Below are 21935 nucleotides of genomic sequence, written 5' to 3'. Positions count from 1 at the left end.
GTCCGCACCTCCCGGTGCGACGGCAGCGGTTACTTCTTGGTGAGGCGCCCCCTGGGCGCTGCGGTTCGAGCCCGCGAAACACCGCCGCCACCTTTGATCTCGGGAGGCGGCTCCTTGTGGTGCCCGGGTCCCGTCAGCCGTGACGGGACCCGGGCACCGCTGCCGCAGCACGCCTCCCTCCCACCGACACCAGCACGCCGAGGGGGGCTGCCGCATGTCCAGGTTCAACGTCCGCGGGGCCAAGTCCGGTCCGAGTTCGCCGGTGACCACCACCGGCGCGCGCACCGTCAACCACAACGGCGGCCCCGGCTTCGTCCGGGACCGCAAGTCCGAGCTCTTCCTGCTCGCGGTGGCCAACATGGTCGGCCAGGACACCTTCCACGAGCGCGGCGGCGAGCGCGACGACCGCTACACCGCGCTGGTGCGCGAACTCGCCGTCGCCGACCCGGAGTGGACCCTCGGACTGCTGCGCTGGCTGCGCCACGCCGCCCAGCTGCGCACCGCCGCCCTGGTCGGCGCCGCCGAGTTCACCCGCGCCCGGCTGGACGCGGGCGCCCACGGCCACTCCCGGCAGGCCGTCGCGGCGGTGCTGCGGCGCGCCGACGAGCCCGGCGAGCTGCTCGCCTACTGGACCTCGCGCTACGGCCGGGCGCTGCCCAAGCCGCTCAAGCGCGGTGTCGCGGACGCCGTCCGGCACCTCTACGACGCCCGCTCGCTGCTCAAGTACGACACCGCCGGCAAGGGCTACCGCTTCGGCGACGTGATCGAGCTGACCCACCCCTCGCCGGACCCGCGGAAGCACTGGCAGGGCGCGCTGTTCACCCACGCGCTGGACCGCCGGCACCGGCCGGAGGAGGCCGTCCCGCCAGCCGCCGACCGGGTGCTGACCGCCAACCGCGAACTGCTCGCGCTGCCCGTCGAGGAGCGCCGGGCGGCGGTGACCGCCGAGGGCGGCGCGGAACGGCTGGCCGCCGCCGGGCTGACCTGGGAGGCCCTGGCGGGCTGGCTGCAGGGCCCGCTGGACGCGGCGGTCTGGGAGGCGGTCATCCCGTCCATGGGTCCGATGGCGCTGGTGCGGAACCTGCGCAACTTCGACCGGGCCGGGGTCCCGGACGCCGTCGCGGCCGAGGTCGCCCGGCGGATCTCCGACCAGGACGAGGTACGGCGCTCGCGCCAGTTCCCGTTCCGCTACCTGGCCGCGTACCGCAACGTCCCCTCGCTGCGCTGGGGGCACGCGCTGGAGACCGCGCTCGGCCACTCGCTGGCCAACGTGCCGGAACTGCCCGGCCGGACGCTGATCCTGGTGGACCGCTCCGGTTCGATGTTCGACCGTTCCGGCGGGCCGACCGAGCTCAACCGGGCGGACTCCGCGGCGATCTTCGGCACCACGCTGAAGCTCCGGGCCGCCGAGGCGGACCTGGTCGAGTTCGGCACCACCAGCCGGGTCGTCGAGGTCGGCCGGGGCGAGGCGGTGCTGCGGGTGCTGGAACGGTTCTCCAGCCTCGGCGGCACCAACACCGCCGACGCGGTCCGGGCCCGCTACCGGGGCCACGACCGGGTGGTGATCGTCACCGACGAGCAGACCGGCCCGGGCCACCGGGGCGGTGACCCGCTCGCCGCCGTCCCGGCCCACGTGCCCGTCTACACCTGGAACCTGGCCGGCTACGCCCCGGGCCACGGTCCCAGCGGCGGCGCCCACCGGCACACCTTCGGCGGCCTGAGCGACGCGGCCTTCCGGCTGGTCCCCCTCCTGGAAGCCGGGGCGAACGCCCGCTGGCCCTGGGAGGAGTAGCGGGGCGGCGGAGGCTTCGGGGGCGGGTCGGCGCACCGGACGGAGGGCGGGCGGACGGGCCCGGATGAGCCCGGTCACAGGCCCGGCCGGGGCGCCCCGGCAGCCCCGTAGACTCGGTTGATTGTGACTGCCACCGCCCCGATCCCCCAGCCCTCGCCGTCCGCCCGGCTGTCCGCCGCGCCGGCCGCCTACCCCGCGCCGATGTACCCGCACAAGGCCACCGAGGCCCAGCACCGCGAGCGTCGCATCCGCAGCTTCCAGCCGCGCCGGGGCCGGATGACCAACGCCCAGGCGAGCGCCCTGGACCGGAGCTGGGAGACGTACGGCATCCCCATCGACGGCACCCCGCTGGACCTGCCGGAGCTGTTCGGCGGCCTGCCGGTGACCCTGGAGATCGGCTTCGGCATGGGCGAGACCACCGCCGCGATGGCCGCCGCCGACCCGGCCACCGGCATCCTCGCCGCCGACGTGCACACCCCCGGCCACGGCAACCTGCTGGGCATGCTGGAGCGCGACGGCTCCCGCAACGTCCGGACGGCCGCCGGGGACGCGGTGATCCTGCTGCGCGACATGCTCCAGGACGCCTCGCTGGCCGGTCTGCGGGTCTACTTCGCCGACCCGTGGCCCAAGCCGAAGCACCACAAGCGCCGGCTGGTCCAGCCCTCCTTCCTCGACCTGGTGCTGCCCCGGCTCGCCCCCGGCGCCCTGGTGCACTGCGCCACCGACTGGGAGCCGTACGCGGAGCAGATGCTGGCCGTGCTGTCCGCCTCGCCGGAGCTGGAGAACCTGCACCCCGAGGGCGACGGGACCGGCTGGCTGGAGCCCGCGGACCACCCGGACGGCAGCGTCCCCGGCTACGCCCCGCGGCCGGACTGGCGTCCGGTCACCAAGTTCGAACGGGCCGGGATCGCCAAGGGCCACGCCGTCCACGACCTGCTGTTCCGCCGCCGCTGACCCACCGGCCCGGTTCGAACGGGCCACCGCGCGGCGGCCGTACGGGCGGGACCGGGACGGACGGTTCGTCCCGAGTCCTCCCGGCGGGCCGCCGCCGTGGCCTACCCTGTGCCGCATGGGCAGCCCGTCCGGCGGCGGGTTCCGGGCGAACGGTCGGACGACGGTCGCCGCCGCCGGCGCACCGGAGACGGTCCCGCGCACCGGCGACACCCGGACCATCCCGGGGCCCCGGAGGCACCGGGCCCACCGCCCGCTGCCCGCTCCTGGCACCGCCGCCGTCCCGGTAGCGGCCCGGCCCCCGGCCGTCACCCCCGCCGCGACCCGGACGCCCGCCGCCCCCGGAGCCCCCGCCACCCCCGGAGCCCCGCCGGGCCGCAGCCGCTCGGTGGCGCTCTCCTCGGTCACCGCGACCGCCGTGCTGACCCTGATCGGCTGCGGGGTGCTGATCCTGCACCTCGTCCAGCGGCAGACCGGCACCGTCGGCCTGCTGGTCGGCCTGGGCCTGGCGATGGTGCCGCTGCCGTTCGTGCTCGGCGGCCTGGCCTGGCTCAACCTCACCGCCCGGGTGCCGCTGCGGCACACCGTGTTCTGCCTCGGCTGGGGCGCCTGCGCGGCCACCACCGTCGCCATCCTGGCCAACAACTGGACGGCGAACTACCTGGCCCGGTACCGGGGCCCGTTCGGGGAGCTGCTCGGCGCCGGGATCGCCACCCCGGTGATCGAGGAGACCGCCAAGGCCACCGCCCTGCTGGTGCTCCTGCTCCCGCTCGGCCAGCGGCTGCGCTGCCACGGCCGCCGTACCGGGCGCCCCTGCGCGCCGCTGCTGCGCCGGTCGCCCGCGCCCCGGAGCCCCCGCCCGTACCCGCGCCACCCGGTCGGGCCGCACGCCCGCGGCCGGCTGCGGCTGCGCCCGTACCTGCGGCCGCTGCCCTACCTGCGCCCGGCCCCGCCCTCCGGTGCGCCGCACCGCCGCTCCCGGCCGCGCACCCTGGCCGCCGGGGTGGTGCTCGGCGGGATGACCGCCTGCGGCTTCGCGTTCACCGAGAACGCCCTCTACCTGGGCCGGGCCTTCACCAGCGACCAGCGCCAGCGGCTGGACAGCATCGGCCTCGGCGACCCGCCCAGCCTGCGCGATTTCGACAGCACCGTGCAGACCTTCGTGCTGCGCGCCCTGCTCTCCCCCTTCGCCCACCCGCTGTTCACCGCGCTCACCGGGATCGGCCTGGCCCTCGCCCTCACCACCGCACGCCGCTGGCTGGCCCGGCTGGCGGTCCCGGCCGGGCTGCTGCTGGCGATGGCGCTGCACGGCACCTGGAACGCCGCCGCCGACCTCGGCACGGACGGCTTCCTGGTGGTGTACGGGGCGCTGATGGTGCCCTGCTTCGCCGCGCTGGTCTGCTTCGCGGCCTGGGCGAGGTGCCGCACGGGCCGGCACGCGGCGCCCGCCCGGCGGCGGGCCGCCCGGGTGCCCTGAACAGGTGCCTGCAAAGGAGCTCGAGCGGTGCCTTCAAGAGGTGCTCGGGGAACCGATTTCCCATCTCGGCGACTTCCACGTATTGTTGTGTTTACCGACGCGGGGTGGAGCAGCTCGGTAGCTCGCTGGGCTCATAACCCAGAGGTCGCAGGTTCAAATCCTGTCCCCGCTACTCAGTAGCGGAAAGGCCCGGAGGATTCTTCCTCCGGGCCTTTCGCATGTCCGGGTACGGGCGCGGCACGGTCCTGCCACGAAGCTGTAACAGCGGCCCGTCCGACGATCACCTGTCAGGGACCTGAACCATACTGAGGAAAAATTCATCCAATTGGGGGGCCGCACGGGCCACCCCGGACAGGAATCACCACATGCTGTCGAAGCGCCTGGTCAGCACCGCCGCGATATGCCTCGTCCTGGCCGCCGGCACCGCCGCGTGCGGCAGTGCCACGAGCGACGGGAAGGCGGGCTCCGCGCAGAAGCTCGACACCGGCAAGCTCAGCGCCCAGGACATCGAGAAGCAGGCCAAGGAGGCCCTGGCCTCCGCGACCTCCCTCAAGATGGCGGGCACCGTCGACACCGGCGACGGTGCGATGGAGCTGAACCTGACGATGGACAACAAGAGCCAGTGCACCGGCACCATGGCGATGCCGGGCATGGGCAAGTTCGAGATCATCAGCGACGGCAAGACCTCGTACGTCAAGCCGGACACCGCCTTCTGGACCGCCGTGGGCGGCCCGAACGGCGCCAAGGCCGCCGAGCTGTTCAAGGGCCGCTACCTGACCGGCTTCGAGAGCGACCCGTCGATGGGCTCCCTCACCAAGGTCTGCAACCTGGCCGACTTCAGCAAGAAGATCACCGACAGCAAGAGCAGCGGCGACAAGGTCGAGAAGGGCTCCGCCGGCGACGTCAACGGCGTGAAGACCTTCAGTCTGAAGAGCACCGACTCCAAGGGCGAGGTCACGACCCTCCAGATCGCGACCGAGGGCAAGCCCTACCCGGTGCGGATCGAGCACGCCGGCGCCAAGGACGGCAACGGCAAGATCGACTTCAGCGAGTTCGACAAGCCGCTGACCGTCCAGGTCCCGTCGGCCGACAGCACGATCGACTTCACCAAGTTCAAGGACCAGCTCAAGACCGCCTGAGCGGCGGACGCGGGGACCGCGAAATAATCCGTTGCCTCCGGCCGGAGCGCTGCCTAGGCTGGCAGCACACTGAAGGGAGGTGATCCTGAGTTGAGTACCGTCAGGATGCGTGAGGTGGCTGCTCGCTAGAGCCGCCCCTGCCTGCGCAGGGTGAGGCCCCAGGCCTCCGGCAGGCGAAATCCACAGCAGTCACCCGGCCCGCGGGCTCACCGGTACATCCCCGGTGCCTCGGCGCCTGGCCAGTGCACGGGCCGGCGTAGAGGAGCAGCCCGCGGGTCGTCTGCGTTCCCGGGGAGCTTCCGGCACTGCGCCGGAGGCTCCCCGTGGCGTGTCCGGGGAGGGCCGTCGCGTGTCCGGGGCGGGGCCGCGGCGCTAGAGTCTGCGCGGGTTCCGGAGCGGAGCGGCGCGGGCACAGGGGGTAGGCGATGGCGAAGGCGCGGCGGCGGGACGGCGGGGCGGCCCTGCGGACGGCGCGGTGGTGCGCCACCGGGGTGCTGGCCGGGACGGGGCTGCTCGGACTGCTGCTGTTCGCGCTCGGCCGGGAGCACGCCTGGCAGGCGCTCGGCGGCGGACTGGTCGTGGTCGGGGCCTCGGTGGTGCTGGGCGGCGGGCTGGGCTTCCTGTTCGGGGTGCCCCGGGTCCGCGGTGGCGGCACCGGTGAGCCGCAGGGCTCGTACGCGCCGAACACCAATCTGGAGCAGGTCTCGGACTGGCTGACCAAGGTGCTGCTGGGCGTCGGGCTGACCCAGCTCGGCTCGCTCGGCGAGCGGCTGCACGACCTCGGTACGGCGCTGGCGCCCGCCCTCGGCGGCGGCCCGGAGGCGGTGCCGTTCGCGGCGGCGCTCGTGCTGTACTTCCTGGTCTTCGGCTTCCTGGCCGGCTGGCTGGTGACCAGGCTGGCGCTGCCGCAGGTGCTGACCGAGACCGACCAGGCGCTGGACCTCTTCCTCGCCGGGCAGGACCGCGACCGGCACGGCGACAAGGTCGGCGCGGACGACCTGCGGGTCCGCGCGATGCAGCAGCTCGGGCTGCTGGGCGGCAGCGCGGAGCGCCAGGCCGCCCTGGCCGGGCAGCTGCCGCCCGCCTCCGGTGCGCCGGCCGGGCCGGAGGGCGTGGTGGCGGAGGTCCGCTCGACCGCGCGGCGCTCGGCGCTGACCGCCGACCAGGTGCGGGCCCTCTTCGCGGACGGCTCCGAGGGCCGGCGGATCCAGGCGCTCGCACTGATGCAGGGCGACCCGGCGCTGGCGGACCTGCCGAGCGTGCTGGACGCGATCGAGCACCCGCGCTCGGACTTCGAGCAGTACCACGCCCTGCTGGCCGCCCGGGGGCTGCTCTCCTGGCTGCCCGCCGCCGGGGCGCAGCGGCTGCGGGACGCGGTGGCGACGCAGCTGGTGGACCCGCGGGGCATCCCGTACGGGTCGGACCGCAGCTGGCTGGCGGAGAAGATCCTGTCCCGGCTCCAGGGGACGGCCCTCGTGCCGGAGCGGCCGGCCCAGCCCGCCCCGCAGGCCGTACCGGCCCAGCCGGGCGGGCCGGGCGGGCCGTCGGCCGCGGGGACCTCCTGACCGGGGGAACTACCGGATGGTGAAGCGTAGTTCGGGACGGTCCCAGGTGATCCTGCCGTGCGCGGGGAAGGTGCCGACGCGTTCGGCGCCCACCCGCAGGTAGAAGCGCTCGGCGTCCGGGTGGGAGACCACCAGCACGCTGGCGATGCCGGCCGCGCGGGCCTGCTCCAGCATGTGCGCGATCAGCACGCGGCCGGTGCCGCGCCCCTGGGCCTCGTCGGCGACGAACATCAGGTCCAGTTCGGCCGGTTCGCGGATCAGCCCGTAGAAGCCGAGCAGTTGGTCGGTGGCCGGGTCGAGGGCGAGGAACACCTCGTGGCCGGCGATGTAGTCGGGCGTCACCCGGTAGCCGTCGATCATCGGCGCGTACTCGCCGTGGTAGGCGGAGGAGGCCTGGATCAGGTCGGTGAGCCGGTCGGCGTCGGTCGCCTCTGCGCGCCGGATAGTCGTCTCGATCATGGCGGCGAGTATAGGGGCAAACCGGAGTAGTGACTATTACATGACCGGCGGCCCGGCCGCCCGGCGGCGTCGGTCGGCGGCCCGCAGCACCAGGACCCGCACGGTGCGGCCGTCCACCGGCCCCGGACAGCGGAGGATCTCGCTGGCTATCCGGCGCTCGCCGAGCGCGTACCGCAGCGGGTCGAGGTGGCCGCAGCGGTGGCCGTGCCCGTCGTTCAGCGGCTGGACCCGGACCTCACCGTCCGGGGAGGTGACCCGGACCAGCTCGGTCAGCGCCGCCAACTGGTGCTCCGGGCCGAAGACTTCGGGGTAGGCGAAGATCAGATAGCCGCTCAGGGTGAGGGCGAAGGCGCCGTCCGCGAACGGCAGCCGGGGCAGCGCGGCGGCCACGTACCGCTGCGGGTGGGCGGCCGAGTCGGCGGCGAACAGCCGGCGGGCCCGGTCCCAGCTGCGCAGGTACCGCTCGGGCCGGTACGGGCGGGGCGAGGGGTGGAGCCACGGGCGGGCGGTCATCGAGGCGGCCATCGCCGCCCGGGCGGCCAGGGCGAGGTCGGCGACCACCGGCGGCGGCAGCGCGTACGCCGGGTCGACGGCGACCACCCGGCAGCCCAGCTCGCGCGCCTCGGCGGCCAGGCCGGCCGCGCCCCCGGGGCAGTCCAGCAGCGGCCCGGGCGGGGCGGCGAGCCGGGCCCGGGTGAGGCCGAACAGGGCGCAGTACTCGTCCAGCGGACGGGAGGTGACCAGCACGTCCGGGAGGGCGGGGTGAGGGCCGGCGGACACCCGGCCATCCGAACACGGAGCGGCCCCGCCCGCATCCGGGAGGGGTCCGGGACGCGGGCGGGGCCGTCGGGCCTGGGTGGAGCCGGGCGGTCAGCGGCCGAGCAGGCCCTGGGCGGCGGCCCGGTTGACGTTGGTCAGGCCGCGGACCAGCTGGGTGGTGAGGAGGACCAGCAGCACCCCGAGGAGCGAGAGCCCGGCGATCTGCCAGGGCGCCTCGATGTCGTACACGTGCCGGATGTCGTGGCTGTCGTAGAAGTCGAACACCCGGTACCCGTGCCAGGAGGTGTAGGTCGGGAAGACCCAGTGGTACAGCGGGTAGAGCGCCGCCGCCCAGCCGAGCAGCAGGAACACCAGCGTCACCGCGAAGCTGAACACCGCCCAGGGGAGCATCAGCACCTGGTACAGCACGGCCTTCCAGCCGGCCCCGTCCGCCAGCCGCGCGGTGACCGCGCCCCAGCTGCCCTGGCGGACCCGGCGCACCGGCTCCGGGCCGGGGACGTCCAGGGCCAGCATGCCGCGCACCCGGGCCCGCTCCAGCCGGCCGAAGCCGCGGGCCGTGGCGGTCAGGGCGCCCAGCACGGGCAGGCCGAGCGCGGTGACGAAGGTGGCGAGGCCGAAGCAGAACATCGTGACCGCGACGGCGAAGCCGAGGATCGCCACCGGCAGACCGGTGAGCGCGTAGCCGACCTCGCGGTAGTAGTACGCCGAGAACGGGGCCCGCCACAGGGCCGGACGCCGCTCGGTCCGCCGGGCCCGGACGGGGCGCGGGTCGTCACCGCGACCGCCCAGAACGTCCCACTCCCGGTCCTCCACGCTGCGGCTGCTGCTCATGTTCCCGGCCCCCGGCCCCTCGTGCTGTCGTCTGTCGCTCGTTCGTCCCGCTGACTGCGTCCAGTCTGGTGGACGCGCCGCCCGACCGTGATCCGGAGGCCTGGCGGATCCGGGGTGGGGTTAACCCCCCTCCACCCGGGCGGCCGGGCCCGGCCACTCCTCGGCGAGCAGCGTGAAGAGGTACGCGTCGGACCCGTCGGACCGCGGCCGCCCCTCAGGCCGGAAGCCCAGCCGGGTGAGCACCCGGCCGGGGGCCGGGTTGGCCGCGGCGGTCCGGGCGGTCAGCCGGTGCAGGCCCAGGGTGCCGAAGGCGAAGTCGCGGAGCAGGCCGACGGTCTCGCCCGCGTAGCCCCGGCCCCAGGACCCGCGGGCCAGCACGCACCCGAGGTCGGCGGCGCCGTGCCCGTCGAGGGTGAGCGCGGCCTGCCCGATCGGCGTCGCGTCCCCGGGCTCCTCGGCGTCGGCGAGCCTGGTGACGGCGAGCCGGTAGGTGTCCCGCTCCTCGGCCATCGCCTCCTCCAGGTAGAGCTCGATCTGGTCGGCGCAGTCCTCCCGGCCGCTCGGCCCGAAGGGCAGGTGGCGGGTGACCTCGGGGTCGCCGAACAGCGCGTGCAGCGCGTCCACCTCCTCCTCGGTGTGGTGGTACTCGCGGACGGCCAGGCGCGGGCCGGTGAGTCGTACGGGGACCATGGCTGCCGACCCTATCCCCGCCCGGCGGCTACCGTTCGGACTATGAACGACGAAGACCTGCGGCTCGCCCCGCGCACCAAGGCCGCCGACCTGCTCGCCTGGGCGGCCGAGCAGGGCCGCGCGCCGGTGGCCGAGGGGCCGCTGCGCGCGGTGCTGGCGCTGCTGGAGCTGGGCGAGGGCAGGATGCACGACGGCTGGCCCGAACTGACCTCCGACGCGGTGGAGCACCTGCTGTACGAGCGGCTCCACCTGTACGTCCAACCCGCGCCCGAGGAGGACCCGTTCGCCTACGGCGACGCCGTCCGGCTGCTGGTCGACCACCAGCGGGCGTCCCGGCGGCTGAACGCCAAGCGCCAGGAGCGGCTGCACGCGGAGGCCGAGTGGCAGGGCGAGGTCGCGGCCGGGCTGCTGCGCCGCGCCGACCTGGTGACCTGGCCCCGGCTGTACGCGCTGCTGCTGCACGCGTACGGGGTGGACGTCACGGACCCGGCGGCGGTGCGGGACTGGCTGGCCGGCTTCGGGGAGCTCCCGGAGGAGGAGCGGCTGGCCGCGTACGAGGCGCTGGCACCGGCCGGCTGGCTGGACGAGCCGGACGAGCAGGGCTGGGGCCCGGGCCGGGTGCTGTCGGTCGGCATGGCCACGGACGGCGCGCGGCGGCTGCTGGAGCAGGGCCTGATGCGGCGCAGCTACCGCAACCTGGCGGAGCTGACCGCGCTGGGGCGGCCGATGCCGGAGGAACTGGCCGGGGACTTCGGGCGGTTCGAGGAGGCGGCGGTCGAGGCGGCGCTCGACCTGTTCGGCGGGTGGACGGTGCCGGGGCTGCCGCGGCTGCTGGTGACGGAGTTCCCGGAGCTGGCGCCGGAGCCGGGCCAGGAGGAGATCGAGGCGTACCTGGCGCAGCTGCCCGCCGAGGAGTGAGACGCCGCGCGGAAGCCCCCGGTCCGGTGCTGGTGCTCCGGGCCGGGGGCTTCGCGCTGGGTCCGCCCGGGCGGGTGCCTCAGGGCGGGTGCGTCAGGGGTTGAGGCCGCGCTGCTGGAGCCAGGGCTCCGGGTCGACCGGGGCGCCGCCGCCGGGGCGGACCTCCATGTGCAGGTGCGGGCCGGTGACGTTGCCGGTCGCGCCGACCTTGCCGATCTGCTGACCGGCGGCGACCTTGCCGGAGCCCTTGGTGATCGCGGAGAGGTGGCAGTACCAGATCTCGGTGCCGTCGGGCAGGGTCTCGACGATCCGGTAGCCGTACGAGCCGGCCCAGCCGGCCGAGGTGATGGTGCCCTGGCCGAGCGCGTGGACCGGGGTGCCGGTGTCGGCGGCGAAGTCCAGGCCGGTGTGCAGGTTGGCCCAGTAGCGGGCGCTCTGGCCGTAGTGGGCGGAGAGCCGGTAGTCCGTCACCGGGAGGGTGAGGGCGGCGGCCTTGGCCCGCTCGGCCTCCTCGGCGGCGCGCTTGGCCTCGGCCTCCTTGGCGGCGGCCTTGGCCTCCGCCTCCTGGGCGGCCTGGAGCCGGGCGGTCTCCTCGGCGGCGGTGCGCTGGCTGTCGGCCTGGTTCTGGATGCGGGCGGCGAGCGCGAGGCCGGGGTCGGCGGAGAGGGCGACCGCCGTCTCGTCCGGGGCCTCGATGGCGGGGGCGGCGGCCGGGGTCGCCGAGGTGAAGCCGGTGGCACCCAGGGTGGCGGCGACGGCGGTGACGCCGAGCAGCGGGGAGGTTCCGCGGGTCTGACGCGGCATCCGGTGGCGGTTGGTCTCGGCCTCCGCGGCGAAGTCCTCCGGGCCGAAGGCCTCGGGGCCGTCCGGACCGGGGTGGTCGAGGAGCTGGGTACCGGCTGCGAAGCCGGCCGGGTGTGCCGGGGTGTGCGTCGACGCCACGGAGGCGCGCTCCTTTCCTTCCTTCGCGCCTACCGGGTTAGCTGACGGGTTCGGAGCAGGAAGGTCTCCTACGGCCGGGCCGGAGCCCCGCCGATTCACCCCAAGGAACGTGGTTCCCCGGCTCCCTGACCTGCCCGGAGGCCGGTCGGTGGGATTAGGCGACGGCGCACGGTGCCGTCTGGGTACGGCGTTGACAACCGCGCTGCGTTATCAAACGTTAATCCTAGGAGGCTCTGATTCCAAGCCATCCGTTCGGAGCAGCCCCGCGGCAGGTGATCGGACGTCAACGAACGGTCCCTCATGCACGGCCCCATCTGAGTACGCCTACTCATGTGCGGCCCGGCCGGGCCGCAGCATCCTGACGCCATGAGCGCACCGATGCAGACCCGCACCACGGCCGCCTACTACCTCCAGGCCGTCCTGTCCTTCGCCCTGTCGGGCACCGCCCTCGCCGTGGGGATCGTCTACCTGCCGGTCGGCGGGTGGACCCGGGCCTTCCTCGGACTCGGCCTCCTCTTCACGGTCAGCTCCGCGTTCACGCTGGCGAAGGTGATCCGGGACCGGCAGGAGTCCAACGACATGGTCACCCGGGTGGACCAGGCCCGGCTGGAGAAGCTGCTCAGCGAGCACGACCCGTTCAAGGTCGAAGGGGTCTGACCACCCCTCCCCCTCTTCTCCGACGCCTCCGACGCCCGACCGCTTGACGGCTAAGGCTATTAGCCTTAGCTTTATGGCTATCGGCAGCAACGCCGATGCCCCGCACCGGCGGCCCGAGGAGGACCCCATGAACGGCACCATCACCCCGAGCACCCAGTACCTCACCGTCCCCGGCGGCCGGATCGCCTACGACGACACCCGGCAGGGCGACGGCACCCCGGTCGTCCTGCTCCCCGGCATGCTCGACAGCCGGGCCGCGTACCGGCACCTGCGCCCGCTGCTCGTCGCCGCCGGCCACCGGGTCGTCACCATGGACCTGCGGGGCTTCGGCGAATCCTCGATCACCTGGGACGACTACGGCCCCGCCGCCCTCGCCGGCGACGTCCTCGCCCTGCTCGACCACCTCGGCATCGAGCGCGCCGTCCTCGCCGGGAACTCGTACACCGGGGCCACCGTCGTCAAGGCCGCCGGGGACGCCCCCGAGCGGGTCGCCGGGATCGTCCTGCTCAACGCCTTCGTCGAGAACCCGCCGCAGGGCGCCCTGATGCGCGGCGCCATGGGCCTGATGGGCGCCGCCCTCGTCCACTGGCCGGCCGCCTGGGGCTTCTACCTGCGCCGGATGGCCTTCCCCGGCGCCAGGCCCGCCGACTTCGACGCGTACGTGGACGGGCTGGTCGCCGCGCTGCGCACCCCGGGCCGGAAGACCGCCACCCGCGGGTACGTCCACGGCGACTCGGCGCCGGTCGGCTGGACGGCCGCGGTGCGGTGCCCGGCCCTGGTCGTCATGGGCAGCAAGGACCCCGACTTCCCGAAGCCGGAGCTGGTCGCCGACCGGCAGGCCGCCGCGCTCGGCGCGCGGAAGGCGATGATCGAGGGGTCCGGGCACTACCCGATGGCCGACAACCCGGCGGCCACCGCGGACGCCCTGCTGCCGTTCCTCGCCGAGCTCGGCTGAGCCCCGCCCGCCCGCTGCCCGCCCCTGCCCGACCTGATCCGTACGGAGAGCCCGAACCCATGCCCCGCGTAGGACTGACCCCCGACCAGGTCGTCGACCACGCCCTCGCCCTCATCGACGAGCAGGGCGCCGAGGCCCTCACCCTGGCCTCCGTCGCCGCCCGGGCCGGGGTCGCCACCCCCTCGCTGTACAAGCACGTCAGCGGCGGCCTCGCCGAACTGCGGCGGCTGATCGCCGTCCGGGTCACCGGGGACCTCGCCGACCGGCTGGCCGAGGCGGCCGTCGGACGCAGCGGGGACGACGCCGTCGCCGCCGTGCTGCGCGCCTACCACGCGTACGCCACCGAGCACCCGCACCGCTACAACGCCCTCCCCCAGGCCCCGCAGCCCGACGACGACCTGGCCCGGGCGGCCGCCCGGCTCGTCGGCGTGATCATCGCCGTGCTGCGGGAGTACGGGCTCGACGGCTCCGAGGCGGTCCACGCCGCCCGCACCGTGCGCTCCGTCGCCCACGGCTTCGCCTCCCTCACCACGGCCGGCGCCTTCCAGCTCACCGAGGACCTCGCCACCACCCAGGACCGCCTCATCGCCACCCTCACCACCGGTCTCCGCGCCTGGCCCGCGTAAGCGGCCGGCCCGGCACCGGGCACTGCACAGGAAGTCGGCCCGGCCGACTTCCCGCGGTGGCGGTGGTGCTGGTGCGGCGCTTCGGTCGGCCTTCGCCGGTGGGGGAAATGGGGTATCAAGGACCAGTGCCCCTGGAGCCCGCCGGCAGTCCGACCGCGCGCAGTGCGATGCGCTGCGTGCGGCTGCTGCTGGGCTGCACCAGCGCGGCCGAGCTGCTCGGCACCGTCCTGGCCGAGGGCCCGAGCTGGATCACCGGCGAGGGGTCCGCGCTGTACCTGCTGGACTCCGCCGGGATGCTCCGGCTGACCGCCTCGCACGGGCTGCCGGACTGGGCGCACGAGCGCTACAGCGTGGTCGACCCGGCCGGTGAGCTGCCCGCCGCGATGGCCCTGCGGCTGCGCCGCCCGTACCTGCTCAGTCCCGAGCACACCAGCGTCGACTACCCGAACCGGAACACCGGCATGGGTACCGGGATGGTCGCCGTGATCACCCTGCCGATGGTCGTGGACGAGCGGCCGATCGGTGTGCTGGCCCTGGCGCTGGCCCACCGGGGCACCGTGCCGCGCCGCGACCTGGACGTCCTGGAGACCCTCGCCGAGGCCTGCGCCCACCGGCTGGCGCACCTGCTGGACCACGCCGACGCCCACCTCCCGTACGGCACCCGGGCACCGTACGGCGTCCGGTTACCCGAGGACCCGCGGGCGGCGGACGGCCGCCCCGCCGGGCTGGCCCACCCGCTGCTGTCGCTGGCCGTGCGGGCCGCCGGGCACGGGGCCTTCGAGCGCGACCTGGTCACCGGGGAGAGCTACTGGGACGCCGAGGCGTTCCGGCTGGCGGGCCGCCCGCCCGCCCCGGACGGTGCCGCCCCCGAGCTGGACCGGCTGGTCCACCCGGAGGACCTGCCGGACGTGCACGCGGCGCTCGCCGAGGCGCTGGCCGCCGGCGGCCGCTACCGGATCGGCTACCGGGTGCTGCGGCCCGGCGGCAAGGTCGCCCGGGTCGAGGAGTCCGGCGAGGTGATGCTGGACGTGCACGGGCGGCCGGTGCGGATCGCCGGGCTGCTGGCCGAGGCCGGGCACCGGGAGCCGCCGCCGGCCGAGGGGCGGAACTCCCCGGCCGCCGCCCGGACGGCGCTGCTGCTGACGCTCACCCGGGCGCTGTCCCGGGCGGTGACCGTCCGGGACGTCACCACCGCCGTCACCGACGTCGCCCTCCCGGCGCTCGGCGCCGCCGGCATCGTCCTGGACCTGGTGGACGAGGGCCGGCTGCTGCCCGTCTCGCACACCGTGTACGGGGGCCCGCGCCGCACCGAGCTCACCCGTCTGGCGGACCTGTCCGAGTCCGTGATGCAGCGTTCGCTGGCCCGCTCCGCCCCGCTGTTCAGCGAGCCCGCCGCCGCCCGCACCCGGCGCGACCCGCTCACCCCGGCCGCCTGGGCGGTGCTGCCGCTGGTCGCCTCCGGGCAGCAGGTCGGCTCGTGCCTGATCACCTTCGCCGCCGAGCGGGTGTTCAGCCGGGAGGACCGCACCCTGTACTCGGCCTTCGCCGGCATCCTGGCGCAGTCCCTGGAGCGGGCCCGGCTGTACGACACCCACCACCACCGGGCCTCCGAGCTGCAGCGGGCGATGCTCCCGCGCACCCTGCCGCGGCTGGCCGGGATCGCCAGCGCCGCCCGCTACCTGCCGAGCACCGAGGGGATGCAGATCGGCGGCGACTGGTACGACCTGCTGCGGCTGCCGGACGGCCGGATCGGGCTGGTGATCGGCGACGTCCAGGGCCACAACGCGGAGGCCACCGCGGTGATGGGCCAACTGCGCAGCGGGCTGCGGGCGTACGCGACGGACGGGCACGACCCGGCCGCCACCCTGACCCGCACCAGCCGGCTGCTGGCCGAGCTGGACACCGAGCTGTTCGCGACCTGCCTCTACCTGACCCTGGACCCGGCCGACGGCGTGCTGACCGCGGCCCGGGCCGGGCACCCGGCGCCGGTGCGGATCACCGCCGACGCCGCGGCCGTCGAGCTGGAGCTGCCGGGCGGGCCGCCGCTGGGGGTGGCCCCGGAGCGGCCGTACCCGCTGGCGGTGGAGCGGCTGGCGGTCGGCGAGACGCTGCTGGCGTACACCGACGGGCTGGTCGAGGACCGCGAGGAGGACTACGACGAGTCGGTGCAGCGGATGCTCGGCGGGCTCGAACTGTGGGCGCGGCAGACCGGTCCGGGGCGGATCGGCCCGGCGCCGGCGCTGGAGCGGCTGGCCGATCTGCTCACCCTGAACGTGACCGAGCGGCGGTCCCGGCCGGACGACGTGGCGCTGCTGCTCCTGCACCGGACGGCGCCCCTTCCGTAACACCGTGCGCACAGGCCCCACACATCACCGGACGCGATCCGGCCGGGCGGCTCGATCCCGACGTTCCCGGCGGTGCCGATCGGGCCGCTCCGATACCTCGTCAGGCGGTGGGATCGGGGTCGAACGATTGCCGATTGACGCCGAATTGACTCGATATTGACGAGATCCGGTCACTTGGCGAGATCCGTTCACACCTTCGTAGGATCATCACCCTAGAATTCGCGGCGTGACGATGACTCAGTGGTCCGTAACGGCAACCGGCGTACTCGCCGTCCTCGCCCTCGTGGCCGCCGCGCGGTACCGCGCCGTGTCCGTCACCCAGCGCGGCCGCGCCGACCGGCTGCGCGGCGAACTCCTCGCCGTCCAGGAACAGCTGGCCACCGAGCTCTCCCGCCGCGGCGCCGAACTCGCCGCCGTCCAGCAGGAGCAGGAGCACACCGCCTCCACCCAGCGGGCCTTCCTCAGCGTCGCCCGCCGGATCCTGGTGATGGCCCACGACCAGCAGGCGCTGCTGGACGAGATGGAGCGCACCCACGACGACCCGACGCTGCTGGAGGGCCTGCTCAAGGCCGACCACGCGGCCGCCCAACAGGCCCGGCTGGCCCAGACCCTGGCCGTGCTGTGCGGCGCGCGGGCCGGCCGGCACTGGCCGGAACCGGTCTCGCTGGAGGACGTCGTCCGCGGCGCCCAGTCGCGCATCCTGCCGTTCCAGCGCGTGGTGGTGCGCAGCCGGACCGAGACCGCGGTGGTCGGCGCCGCCGCCGAGGCGCTGATCCACGCGATCGCCGAGCTGCTGGACAACGCCACCCGCTACTCCCCGCCCAGCACCCAGGTGTTCGTCACCCTGATGCCGGTCCACAACGGCGCCGTCATCGAGATCGACGACGGCGGCGTCGGCATGCCGGAACAGGCCGTCGCCAAGGCCGCCGCCGCGCTGGCCGGCGGCAGCACCCTGGAGGTCTCCCGGCTCGGCGAGGTGCCGCAGCTGGGCCTCGCCGCGGTCGGCCGGCTCGCCGAGCAGTACGGCTTCCGGGTCACGCTCAGCTCGGCGCCCTCGCCGTACGGTGGCGTGCGGGTGGTCCTGCTGCTGCCGAACGCGCTGCTCACCGAGCCGCTGCCGCCCACCGTCCCCGGCCTCGGGCCGGACGACCGGGCGTTCAACCCCGGCCCCCGGCCGGCCTCTCCCGCCGGCCACCCCCTGGTGGAGACCCCGCCGCCCGGCCGGCACGCCGCGACCGGTGACACCCCTCCCCCGCTGCCCCGCCGGAGCCACCGGCGCGGCCGCACGGGCCGCCCCGCCCAGCACGCCGCTCCCCCACCGCCGCCCGCGCCGCCGTACCGCTCGGCCCGGGACGCGCAGGCGTTCATGGCGATGTTCCAGGCCGGGACGGCCAGCGGCCGTTCCGCCGCCCGGGCCCAGTCCACCCCTTCCCTTCCCGCTTCCCCCCGACTTCCCCAGCGCTCCGGAGAGTTCCATGACCACCACCCCTGATCTCGGCTGGCTGCTCGCCGACATCATCGCCGTCCCGCAGGTCCAGCACGCCGTCGTCGTCTCCAACGACGGCCTGGAGATCGGCCGCAGCGCGGGCATCCCGCGCGACGACGCCGAACGGCTCGCCGCCGCCTGCTCCGGACTGCAGTCGCTGGCCCGCGGCGTCGCGACGGGCTTCGGCGGACCGGGCAGCGCCACCCGCCAGATCATCATCGAGTACGGCGGCGGCTACCTCTTCGTCGTCGCCGCCGGGGCCGGCGCGCACCTGGCCGTGGTGGCCGGCGAGGCGGTCGACGCCGGCCTGGTCGCCTACCAGATGCAGGTCCTGGTCGAGCGGATCGGCACCCACCTCACCAGCCCGCCGCGCGTCGACCACGCGGCGGGGGGCCACCGGTGAGCGGCCCGGTCCGGCCGTACGTCATCACCGGTGGGCGCAGCCGCCCCACCCGGTCCGATCTGGCCGTGGAGAGCCTGGTCAGCGCCGTGCCCGGACCATTAGGACTGCCCGAGCCGCCGGACCTGCCCGAGCACGAGCTGATCAACCGTGAGCACCGGCGCATCCTCGCGCTCTGCCACAGCCTGCTGTCCGTCGCCGAGGTGGCGGCCCACCTGGGGCTGCCGCTCGGCGTCGTCAAGGTACTGGTCGGTGACCTCTGGGACCTCGGCGCCGTGCAGGTGCTCCCGCCCGTCCCCCAGGCCGAACGCCTGCCCGCAACCCTCCTGGAGGAGGTGCTCGTTGGCCTCCGCCAACTCCGCTGAAGCCGTCCCCGACGCCCCGGACGCACCGGGCGCCACGGACACCGCCGGGTCCGCCGCCGGGCCGCAGTACCTGCCCTCCTCGGTGCAGGGCGCGGTCAAGATCCTGGTCACCGGTCCGTTCGGGGTCGGCAAGACCACCCTGGTCGGCTCGCTGAGCGAGATCACCCCGCTGCGCACCGAGGAGACCATGACCGCCGCCAGCGCCGGCATCGACGACCTCACCGGTCGCGCCGGCAAGACCACCACCACGGTGGCGCTGGACTTCGGCCGGATCACGCTCAACTCGCGGCTCGCGCTGTACCTGTTCGGCACGCCCGGGCAGCAGCGGTTCTGGCCGCTCTGGGACGACCTGTCGCGCGGAGCGCTCGGCGCCATCGCCATGGTCGACCTGCGCCGCCCGGACGAGAGCTTCGACGTGCTCGGCCGGCTGGAGGAGCAGCGCATCCCGTTCGCGGTCGCGGTCAACACCTTCCCGGACACGCCGAGTTACCCGGAGGAGGAGCTGCGCTCGGCGCTGGACCTGCTGCCGGAGGTGCCGATCCTGCACTGCGACGCGCGCGACCGCCGGCAGTCCTACGACCTGCTGATCGACTTCGTCGACCACCTGCACCGCAACTCGATCCTGGAGCTCCAGGGATGACCTCCCCCGAACACCCGGGAGCCCCCGGGTGCCCCGTCGCCCACGGCGGCGGACGGCCCGGCGGGCTGCCCGTGGGCGTGCCGCTGACGCCGCTGTACGGCCCGGCCGTCGCCGAGGACCCGCACGGCCTGTACGCCCGGCTGCGCGAGCGCTACGGGCCGGTCGCCCCGATCGAGCTGGAGCCCGGGGTCGAGGCCTGGCTCGTCCTCGGCTACGCCGAACTGCTCGAACTCACCCGCAACGAGGCGCTGTTCTCCAAGGACTCGCGCCGCTGGCGGGTGCCCGCCGAGGGCCGGCTGGCGGCCGACTCCCGGCTGCTGCCGATGACCTCCTGGCGGCCCACCCTGCTCAACCTGGACGGCGCCGAGCACCAGCGGCTGCGCGCCGCCGTCTCCGACACCCTCGCCCAGATCGACCACCGCCAGCTGCGCGGCACCACCGAGGCAGCCGCCAACGGGCTGATCGACGGCTGGGGCCCGGACGGCACCGCCGACCTGGTCGCCCAGTACGCGCGCCGGCTGCCGCTGCTGGTCTTCACCCAGCTGGTCGGACTGCCGGTGGAGAGCGGGCCCCGGGTGGTCGAGCTGATCAGCCACTTCGTGGACAGCAGCGCGCAGTCGCAGCGCGCCGGACTGGAGTTCCAGGCACTGCTCGTCGACCTGGTGCGCCGCCGCCGGGCCGCCCCCAGCGCCGACCTCACCTCCTGGCTGCTCGCCCACCCGGCCGGGCTGACCGACGAGGAGGCGGTGCACCACCTGGTGGTGCTGATGGTCGCGGGCAACGAGACGTCCATCAACTGGACCGGCAACACGCTGCGGCTGCTGCTCACCGACCGGCGCTTCCGGGCCACCCTCACCGGCGGGCGGCTGACCGTCTCCGACGCGCTGGAGGAGGTGCTCTGGCGCGACCCGCCCACCCAGAACTTCCCCGGCCGCTGGGCCACCGGCGACACCGTGCTCGGCGGCCAGTACATCAGCGCCGGCGACATGCTCGTCCTCGGCCTGGCCGCGGCCAACGCCGACCCGGCCGCGCAGGGCGTCTCGGCCGCCGCGCAGGGCTCGCTCGGCGGCAACCGGGCCCACCTCGCCTGGGGCGCGGGCCGGCACGTCTGCCCCGCCCAGCACCCGGCCCGGATCATCGTCGAGACCGCCGTCGAGACCCTGCTGCACCGCCTGCCGGACCTCCAACTGGCCGTACCGCCCGGCGAGTTGGCCTGGCGCCCGTCCCCGTGGTCCCGGGCCCTGACCGCCCTCCCGGTGCTCTACAGCGCCTTCACCCCGCCCCGCCCGCCCGCCCCCGAGAGGCCCGCATGGACACCACCACCGAATCCGGAACCCGCGCCGAGCCCGTCAGACTCGACCCCTTCGGCCGCGACCAGCACGGCGAGAACGCCCGACTCCGCGAAGCCGGCCCCGCGGTCCTGGTGGAGCTCCCTGGCGGGGTGGTGGTCTGGGCGGTAACCCACCACGACACCCTCCAGTCGCTGCTGTCCGACCCCCGGGTCGGCAAGGACGCCCGGCTCTGGACGACCTTCCGGGAGGGGCGGCTGCCGGAGGGCTGGCCGCTGCTCAACTTCATCGTCGTCCCCGGCATGGTCACCGCCGACGGCGAGGACCACCGGCGGCTGCGCGGACTGGTCTCGCAGGCCTTCACCCCGCGCCGGATAGCCGACCTGGCCCCCGCCGTCGAGGCCCGGACGGTCGCGCTGCTGGACGGGGTCGCGAAGCTGGAGGGCGAGTTCGACCTGCGGCGGCACTTCGCCTACCCGCTGCCGATGCAGGTGATCGGCGAACTGCTCGGCCTCGGGCTGGCGGAGCAGGACGAGCTGCACGAGCTGTCCGACACCATGGTCTCCAGCTCGGCCACCCCGGCGGCGGCGCTGGCCGCGCAGCGGGGCCTGAACGCGCTGCTGGCCTCGGTGGTGGCGGCCAAGCGGGCCGAGCCCGGCGACGACCTGACCACCGACCTGATCGCCGTCCACGAGGCGGGCGACCGGCTCAGCGAGGCCGAGCTGGTCGGCACCCTGCTGCTGATGCTGGTCGCCGGGCACGAGACCACGCTCAACCTGATCACCAACGCCGTCCGCGCCCTGCTCGCCCACCCGGACCAGCTGCGGCTCGTCCTGGACGGGGAGCAGCCGTGGTCGGCGGTGGTCGAGGAGACCCTGCGCTACGACTCCCCGGTCGGGCAGTTCCCGCTGCGCTACGCGAGCGAGGACATCGCGGTCGGCGACGTGGTGATCCGGCGCGGCGAGGCGCTGCTGGCCTCCTACGCGGCGGCCGGGCGGGACTCCGGGCACCACCCGGACGCGGACCGCTTCGACCTCACCCGGCAGCCCGCCAAGCACCTGTCGCTCGGCCACGGCCCGCACTTCTGCCTCGGCTCCGGGCTCGCCCGGATGGAGGCCGAGACGGCGCTGCGGCACCTGTTCACCCGCTTCCCGGGGCTGGCCCTCGCGGAGGGCCGGACCGACGAGCCGATCGCCTCGTTCGTCAGCAACAGCGTGCGCACCCTGTGGGTGACGGTCTGAGCCGACCGGTTACCTGAGGGCGGTCCGGGTCGTTCGGCAGGGCATGAAGAAACTCGCCACCCTGGCCGCCCTCACCATGGCGGGCCTCGCCCTCGCCGTCCCGGCGGCCTCCGCCACCTCCCAGACCGCCTCCTCGCCGGACGCCACCGGCGGGCTCACCGACGGCCTCGAAGTCTCCCCGGGCGACCTCGCCCTGCGGACCGTGGGCAAGCTCCCGCTGCTCGGCAAGCCCGCCAACGAGATCGAGGCGATCGGGACCAACCAGATGGCCCACCCGGGGCTCAGCGGGCAGATCCTGAACTGACCCGGCGCTCCGCCACCGGAGCGCGGGCGGCCGGCCGACCCCCGAACGGCCGGCCGCCCACGCCACCCGACGCACGACGACCG

22 protein-coding genes, 1 tRNA gene and 1 riboswitch are annotated in these 21935 nt (G+C 75.0%); of the genes, 18 read left to right on the top strand and 5 right to left on the bottom strand.

Annotated features, from left to right (window positions below; translation table 11 throughout):
* Positions 1-214: 214 nt before the first annotated feature.
* From ACFVU7_RS32230 to ACFVU7_RS32205, 6 genes are all read left to right on the top strand, one after another.
* Entirely contained in the window at positions 215-1792 is a 1578-nt protein-coding gene (locus tag ACFVU7_RS32230) for a TROVE domain-containing protein (RefSeq protein WP_388048567.1), read from the top strand.
* Between the two features lie 123 nt (positions 1793-1915).
* Positions 1916-2746 carry a tRNA (guanosine(46)-N7)-methyltransferase TrmB gene (gene trmB / locus ACFVU7_RS32225; RefSeq protein WP_388048565.1) on the top strand — a complete coding sequence of 277 codons (831 nt, stop codon included), beginning with the start codon at positions 1916-1918 and terminating at the stop codon, positions 2744-2746.
* 115 nt (positions 2747-2861) lie between these two features.
* Positions 2862-4220 carry a PrsW family intramembrane metalloprotease gene (locus ACFVU7_RS32220; RefSeq protein WP_388048563.1) on the top strand — a complete coding sequence of 453 codons (1359 nt, stop codon included), beginning with the start codon at positions 2862-2864 and terminating at the stop codon, positions 4218-4220.
* 98 nt (positions 4221-4318) lie between these two features.
* Positions 4319-4392 (top strand) — tRNA-Met (locus ACFVU7_RS32215).
* A gap of 193 nt (positions 4393-4585) precedes the next feature.
* Complete coding sequence (locus ACFVU7_RS32210) at positions 4586-5359, top strand: hypothetical protein (protein WP_380739942.1); 774 nt, start codon at positions 4586-4588, stop codon at positions 5357-5359.
* Positions 5360-5784: 425 nt separating this feature from the next.
* Positions 5785-6924 (top strand): hypothetical protein, encoded by a 1140-nt coding sequence (locus tag ACFVU7_RS32205; RefSeq protein ID WP_388048561.1) that lies wholly within the window; start codon positions 5785-5787, stop codon positions 6922-6924.
* Positions 6925-6933: 9 nt separating this feature from the next.
* On the opposite strand, the gene ACFVU7_RS32200 is transcribed toward ACFVU7_RS32205, so the two are convergent.
* From ACFVU7_RS32200 to ACFVU7_RS32185, 4 genes are all read right to left on the bottom strand, one after another.
* Positions 6934-7383: a GNAT family N-acetyltransferase gene (locus tag ACFVU7_RS32200; RefSeq protein ID WP_387828364.1), complete on the bottom strand. Its 450-nt coding sequence runs from the start codon at positions 7381-7383 to the stop codon at positions 6934-6936.
* A gap of 36 nt (positions 7384-7419) precedes the next feature.
* Complete coding sequence (locus tag ACFVU7_RS32195) at positions 7420-8163, bottom strand: class I SAM-dependent methyltransferase (protein WP_388048559.1); 744 nt, start codon at positions 8161-8163, stop codon at positions 7420-7422.
* Between the two features lie 90 nt (positions 8164-8253).
* The gene (locus tag ACFVU7_RS32190; RefSeq protein WP_053112132.1) at positions 8254-8994 is read right to left on the bottom strand and encodes a sensor domain-containing protein; all 741 of its coding nucleotides are present in this window, start codon (positions 8992-8994) and stop codon (positions 8254-8256) included.
* Positions 8995-9114: 120 nt separating this feature from the next.
* Positions 9115-9684, bottom strand: coding sequence for a GNAT family N-acetyltransferase (locus ACFVU7_RS32185; RefSeq protein ID WP_388048557.1), 570 nt, complete (start codon positions 9682-9684; stop codon positions 9115-9117).
* Positions 9685-9726: 42 nt separating this feature from the next.
* Between ACFVU7_RS32185 and ACFVU7_RS32180 the strand changes: the two genes are divergently transcribed.
* On the top strand, positions 9727-10602 hold the full coding sequence (locus tag ACFVU7_RS32180) for a hypothetical protein (RefSeq protein ID WP_049653179.1): 876 nt from the start codon (positions 9727-9729) through the stop codon (positions 10600-10602).
* 93 nt (positions 10603-10695) lie between these two features.
* On the opposite strand, the gene ACFVU7_RS32175 is transcribed toward ACFVU7_RS32180, so the two are convergent.
* Complete coding sequence (locus ACFVU7_RS32175; protein ID WP_053112130.1) at positions 10696-11544, bottom strand: M23 family metallopeptidase; 849 nt, start codon at positions 11542-11544, stop codon at positions 10696-10698.
* A gap of 12 nt (positions 11545-11556) precedes the next feature.
* A riboswitch (cyclic di-AMP (ydaO/yuaA leader) is annotated at positions 11557-11715 on the bottom strand.
* 195 nt (positions 11716-11910) lie between these two features.
* Here ACFVU7_RS32175 and ACFVU7_RS32170 point away from each other — a divergent pair.
* From ACFVU7_RS32170 to ACFVU7_RS32120, 11 genes are all read left to right on the top strand, one after another.
* Positions 11911-12201 carry a YiaA/YiaB family inner membrane protein gene (locus tag ACFVU7_RS32170; protein WP_049653176.1) on the top strand — a complete coding sequence of 97 codons (291 nt, stop codon included), beginning with the start codon at positions 11911-11913 and terminating at the stop codon, positions 12199-12201.
* 73 nt (positions 12202-12274) lie between these two features.
* A complete protein-coding gene (locus ACFVU7_RS32165) occupies positions 12275-13156 on the top strand; it encodes an alpha/beta fold hydrolase (RefSeq protein ID WP_198959332.1) in 882 nt (293 codons plus the stop codon).
* Between the two features lie 59 nt (positions 13157-13215).
* A complete protein-coding gene (locus ACFVU7_RS32160; protein WP_074002078.1) occupies positions 13216-13782 on the top strand; it encodes a TetR/AcrR family transcriptional regulator in 567 nt (188 codons plus the stop codon).
* Between the two features lie 125 nt (positions 13783-13907).
* A complete protein-coding gene (locus ACFVU7_RS32155; RefSeq protein ID WP_388048554.1) occupies positions 13908-16127 on the top strand; it encodes a SpoIIE family protein phosphatase in 2220 nt (739 codons plus the stop codon).
* 232 nt (positions 16128-16359) lie between these two features.
* Positions 16360-17619 carry a sensor histidine kinase gene (locus ACFVU7_RS32150; protein WP_074002076.1) on the top strand — a complete coding sequence of 420 codons (1260 nt, stop codon included), beginning with the start codon at positions 16360-16362 and terminating at the stop codon, positions 17617-17619.
* Entirely contained in the window at positions 17603-18016 is a 414-nt protein-coding gene (locus ACFVU7_RS32145; RefSeq protein WP_049653168.1) for a roadblock/LC7 domain-containing protein, read from the top strand. Before ACFVU7_RS32150 ends, ACFVU7_RS32145 begins: the two co-directional genes overlap by 17 nt.
* Positions 18013-18378, top strand: a complete 366-nt coding sequence (locus ACFVU7_RS32140; protein ID WP_049653167.1) for a DUF742 domain-containing protein — start codon at positions 18013-18015, stop codon at positions 18376-18378. The genes ACFVU7_RS32145 and ACFVU7_RS32140 overlap by 4 nt, the downstream gene beginning before the upstream one ends.
* 70 nt (positions 18379-18448) lie before the next feature.
* The gene (locus ACFVU7_RS32135) at positions 18449-19018 is read left to right on the top strand and encodes an ATP/GTP-binding protein (RefSeq protein WP_049653188.1); all 570 of its coding nucleotides are present in this window, start codon (positions 18449-18451) and stop codon (positions 19016-19018) included.
* Entirely contained in the window at positions 19015-20478 is a 1464-nt protein-coding gene (locus ACFVU7_RS32130; RefSeq protein WP_241852825.1) for a cytochrome P450, read from the top strand. The genes ACFVU7_RS32135 and ACFVU7_RS32130 overlap by 4 nt, the downstream gene beginning before the upstream one ends.
* A complete protein-coding gene (locus tag ACFVU7_RS32125) occupies positions 20463-21548 on the top strand; it encodes a cytochrome P450 (RefSeq protein WP_234348443.1) in 1086 nt (361 codons plus the stop codon). The genes ACFVU7_RS32130 and ACFVU7_RS32125 overlap by 16 nt, the downstream gene beginning before the upstream one ends.
* Positions 21549-21591: 43 nt before the next feature.
* Positions 21592-21852, top strand: coding sequence for a hypothetical protein (locus ACFVU7_RS32120; RefSeq protein ID WP_049653159.1), 261 nt, complete (start codon positions 21592-21594; stop codon positions 21850-21852).
* Positions 21853-21935 lie beyond the last annotated feature (83 nt).

Source organism: Kitasatospora sp. NPDC058046, assembly GCF_042885595.1.
GTDB lineage: Bacteria > Actinomycetota > Actinomycetes > Streptomycetales > Streptomycetaceae > Kitasatospora.
The sequence above is the reverse complement of the archived record's forward strand: the minus strand, read 5'-3'. Positions and strand labels throughout refer to the sequence as shown.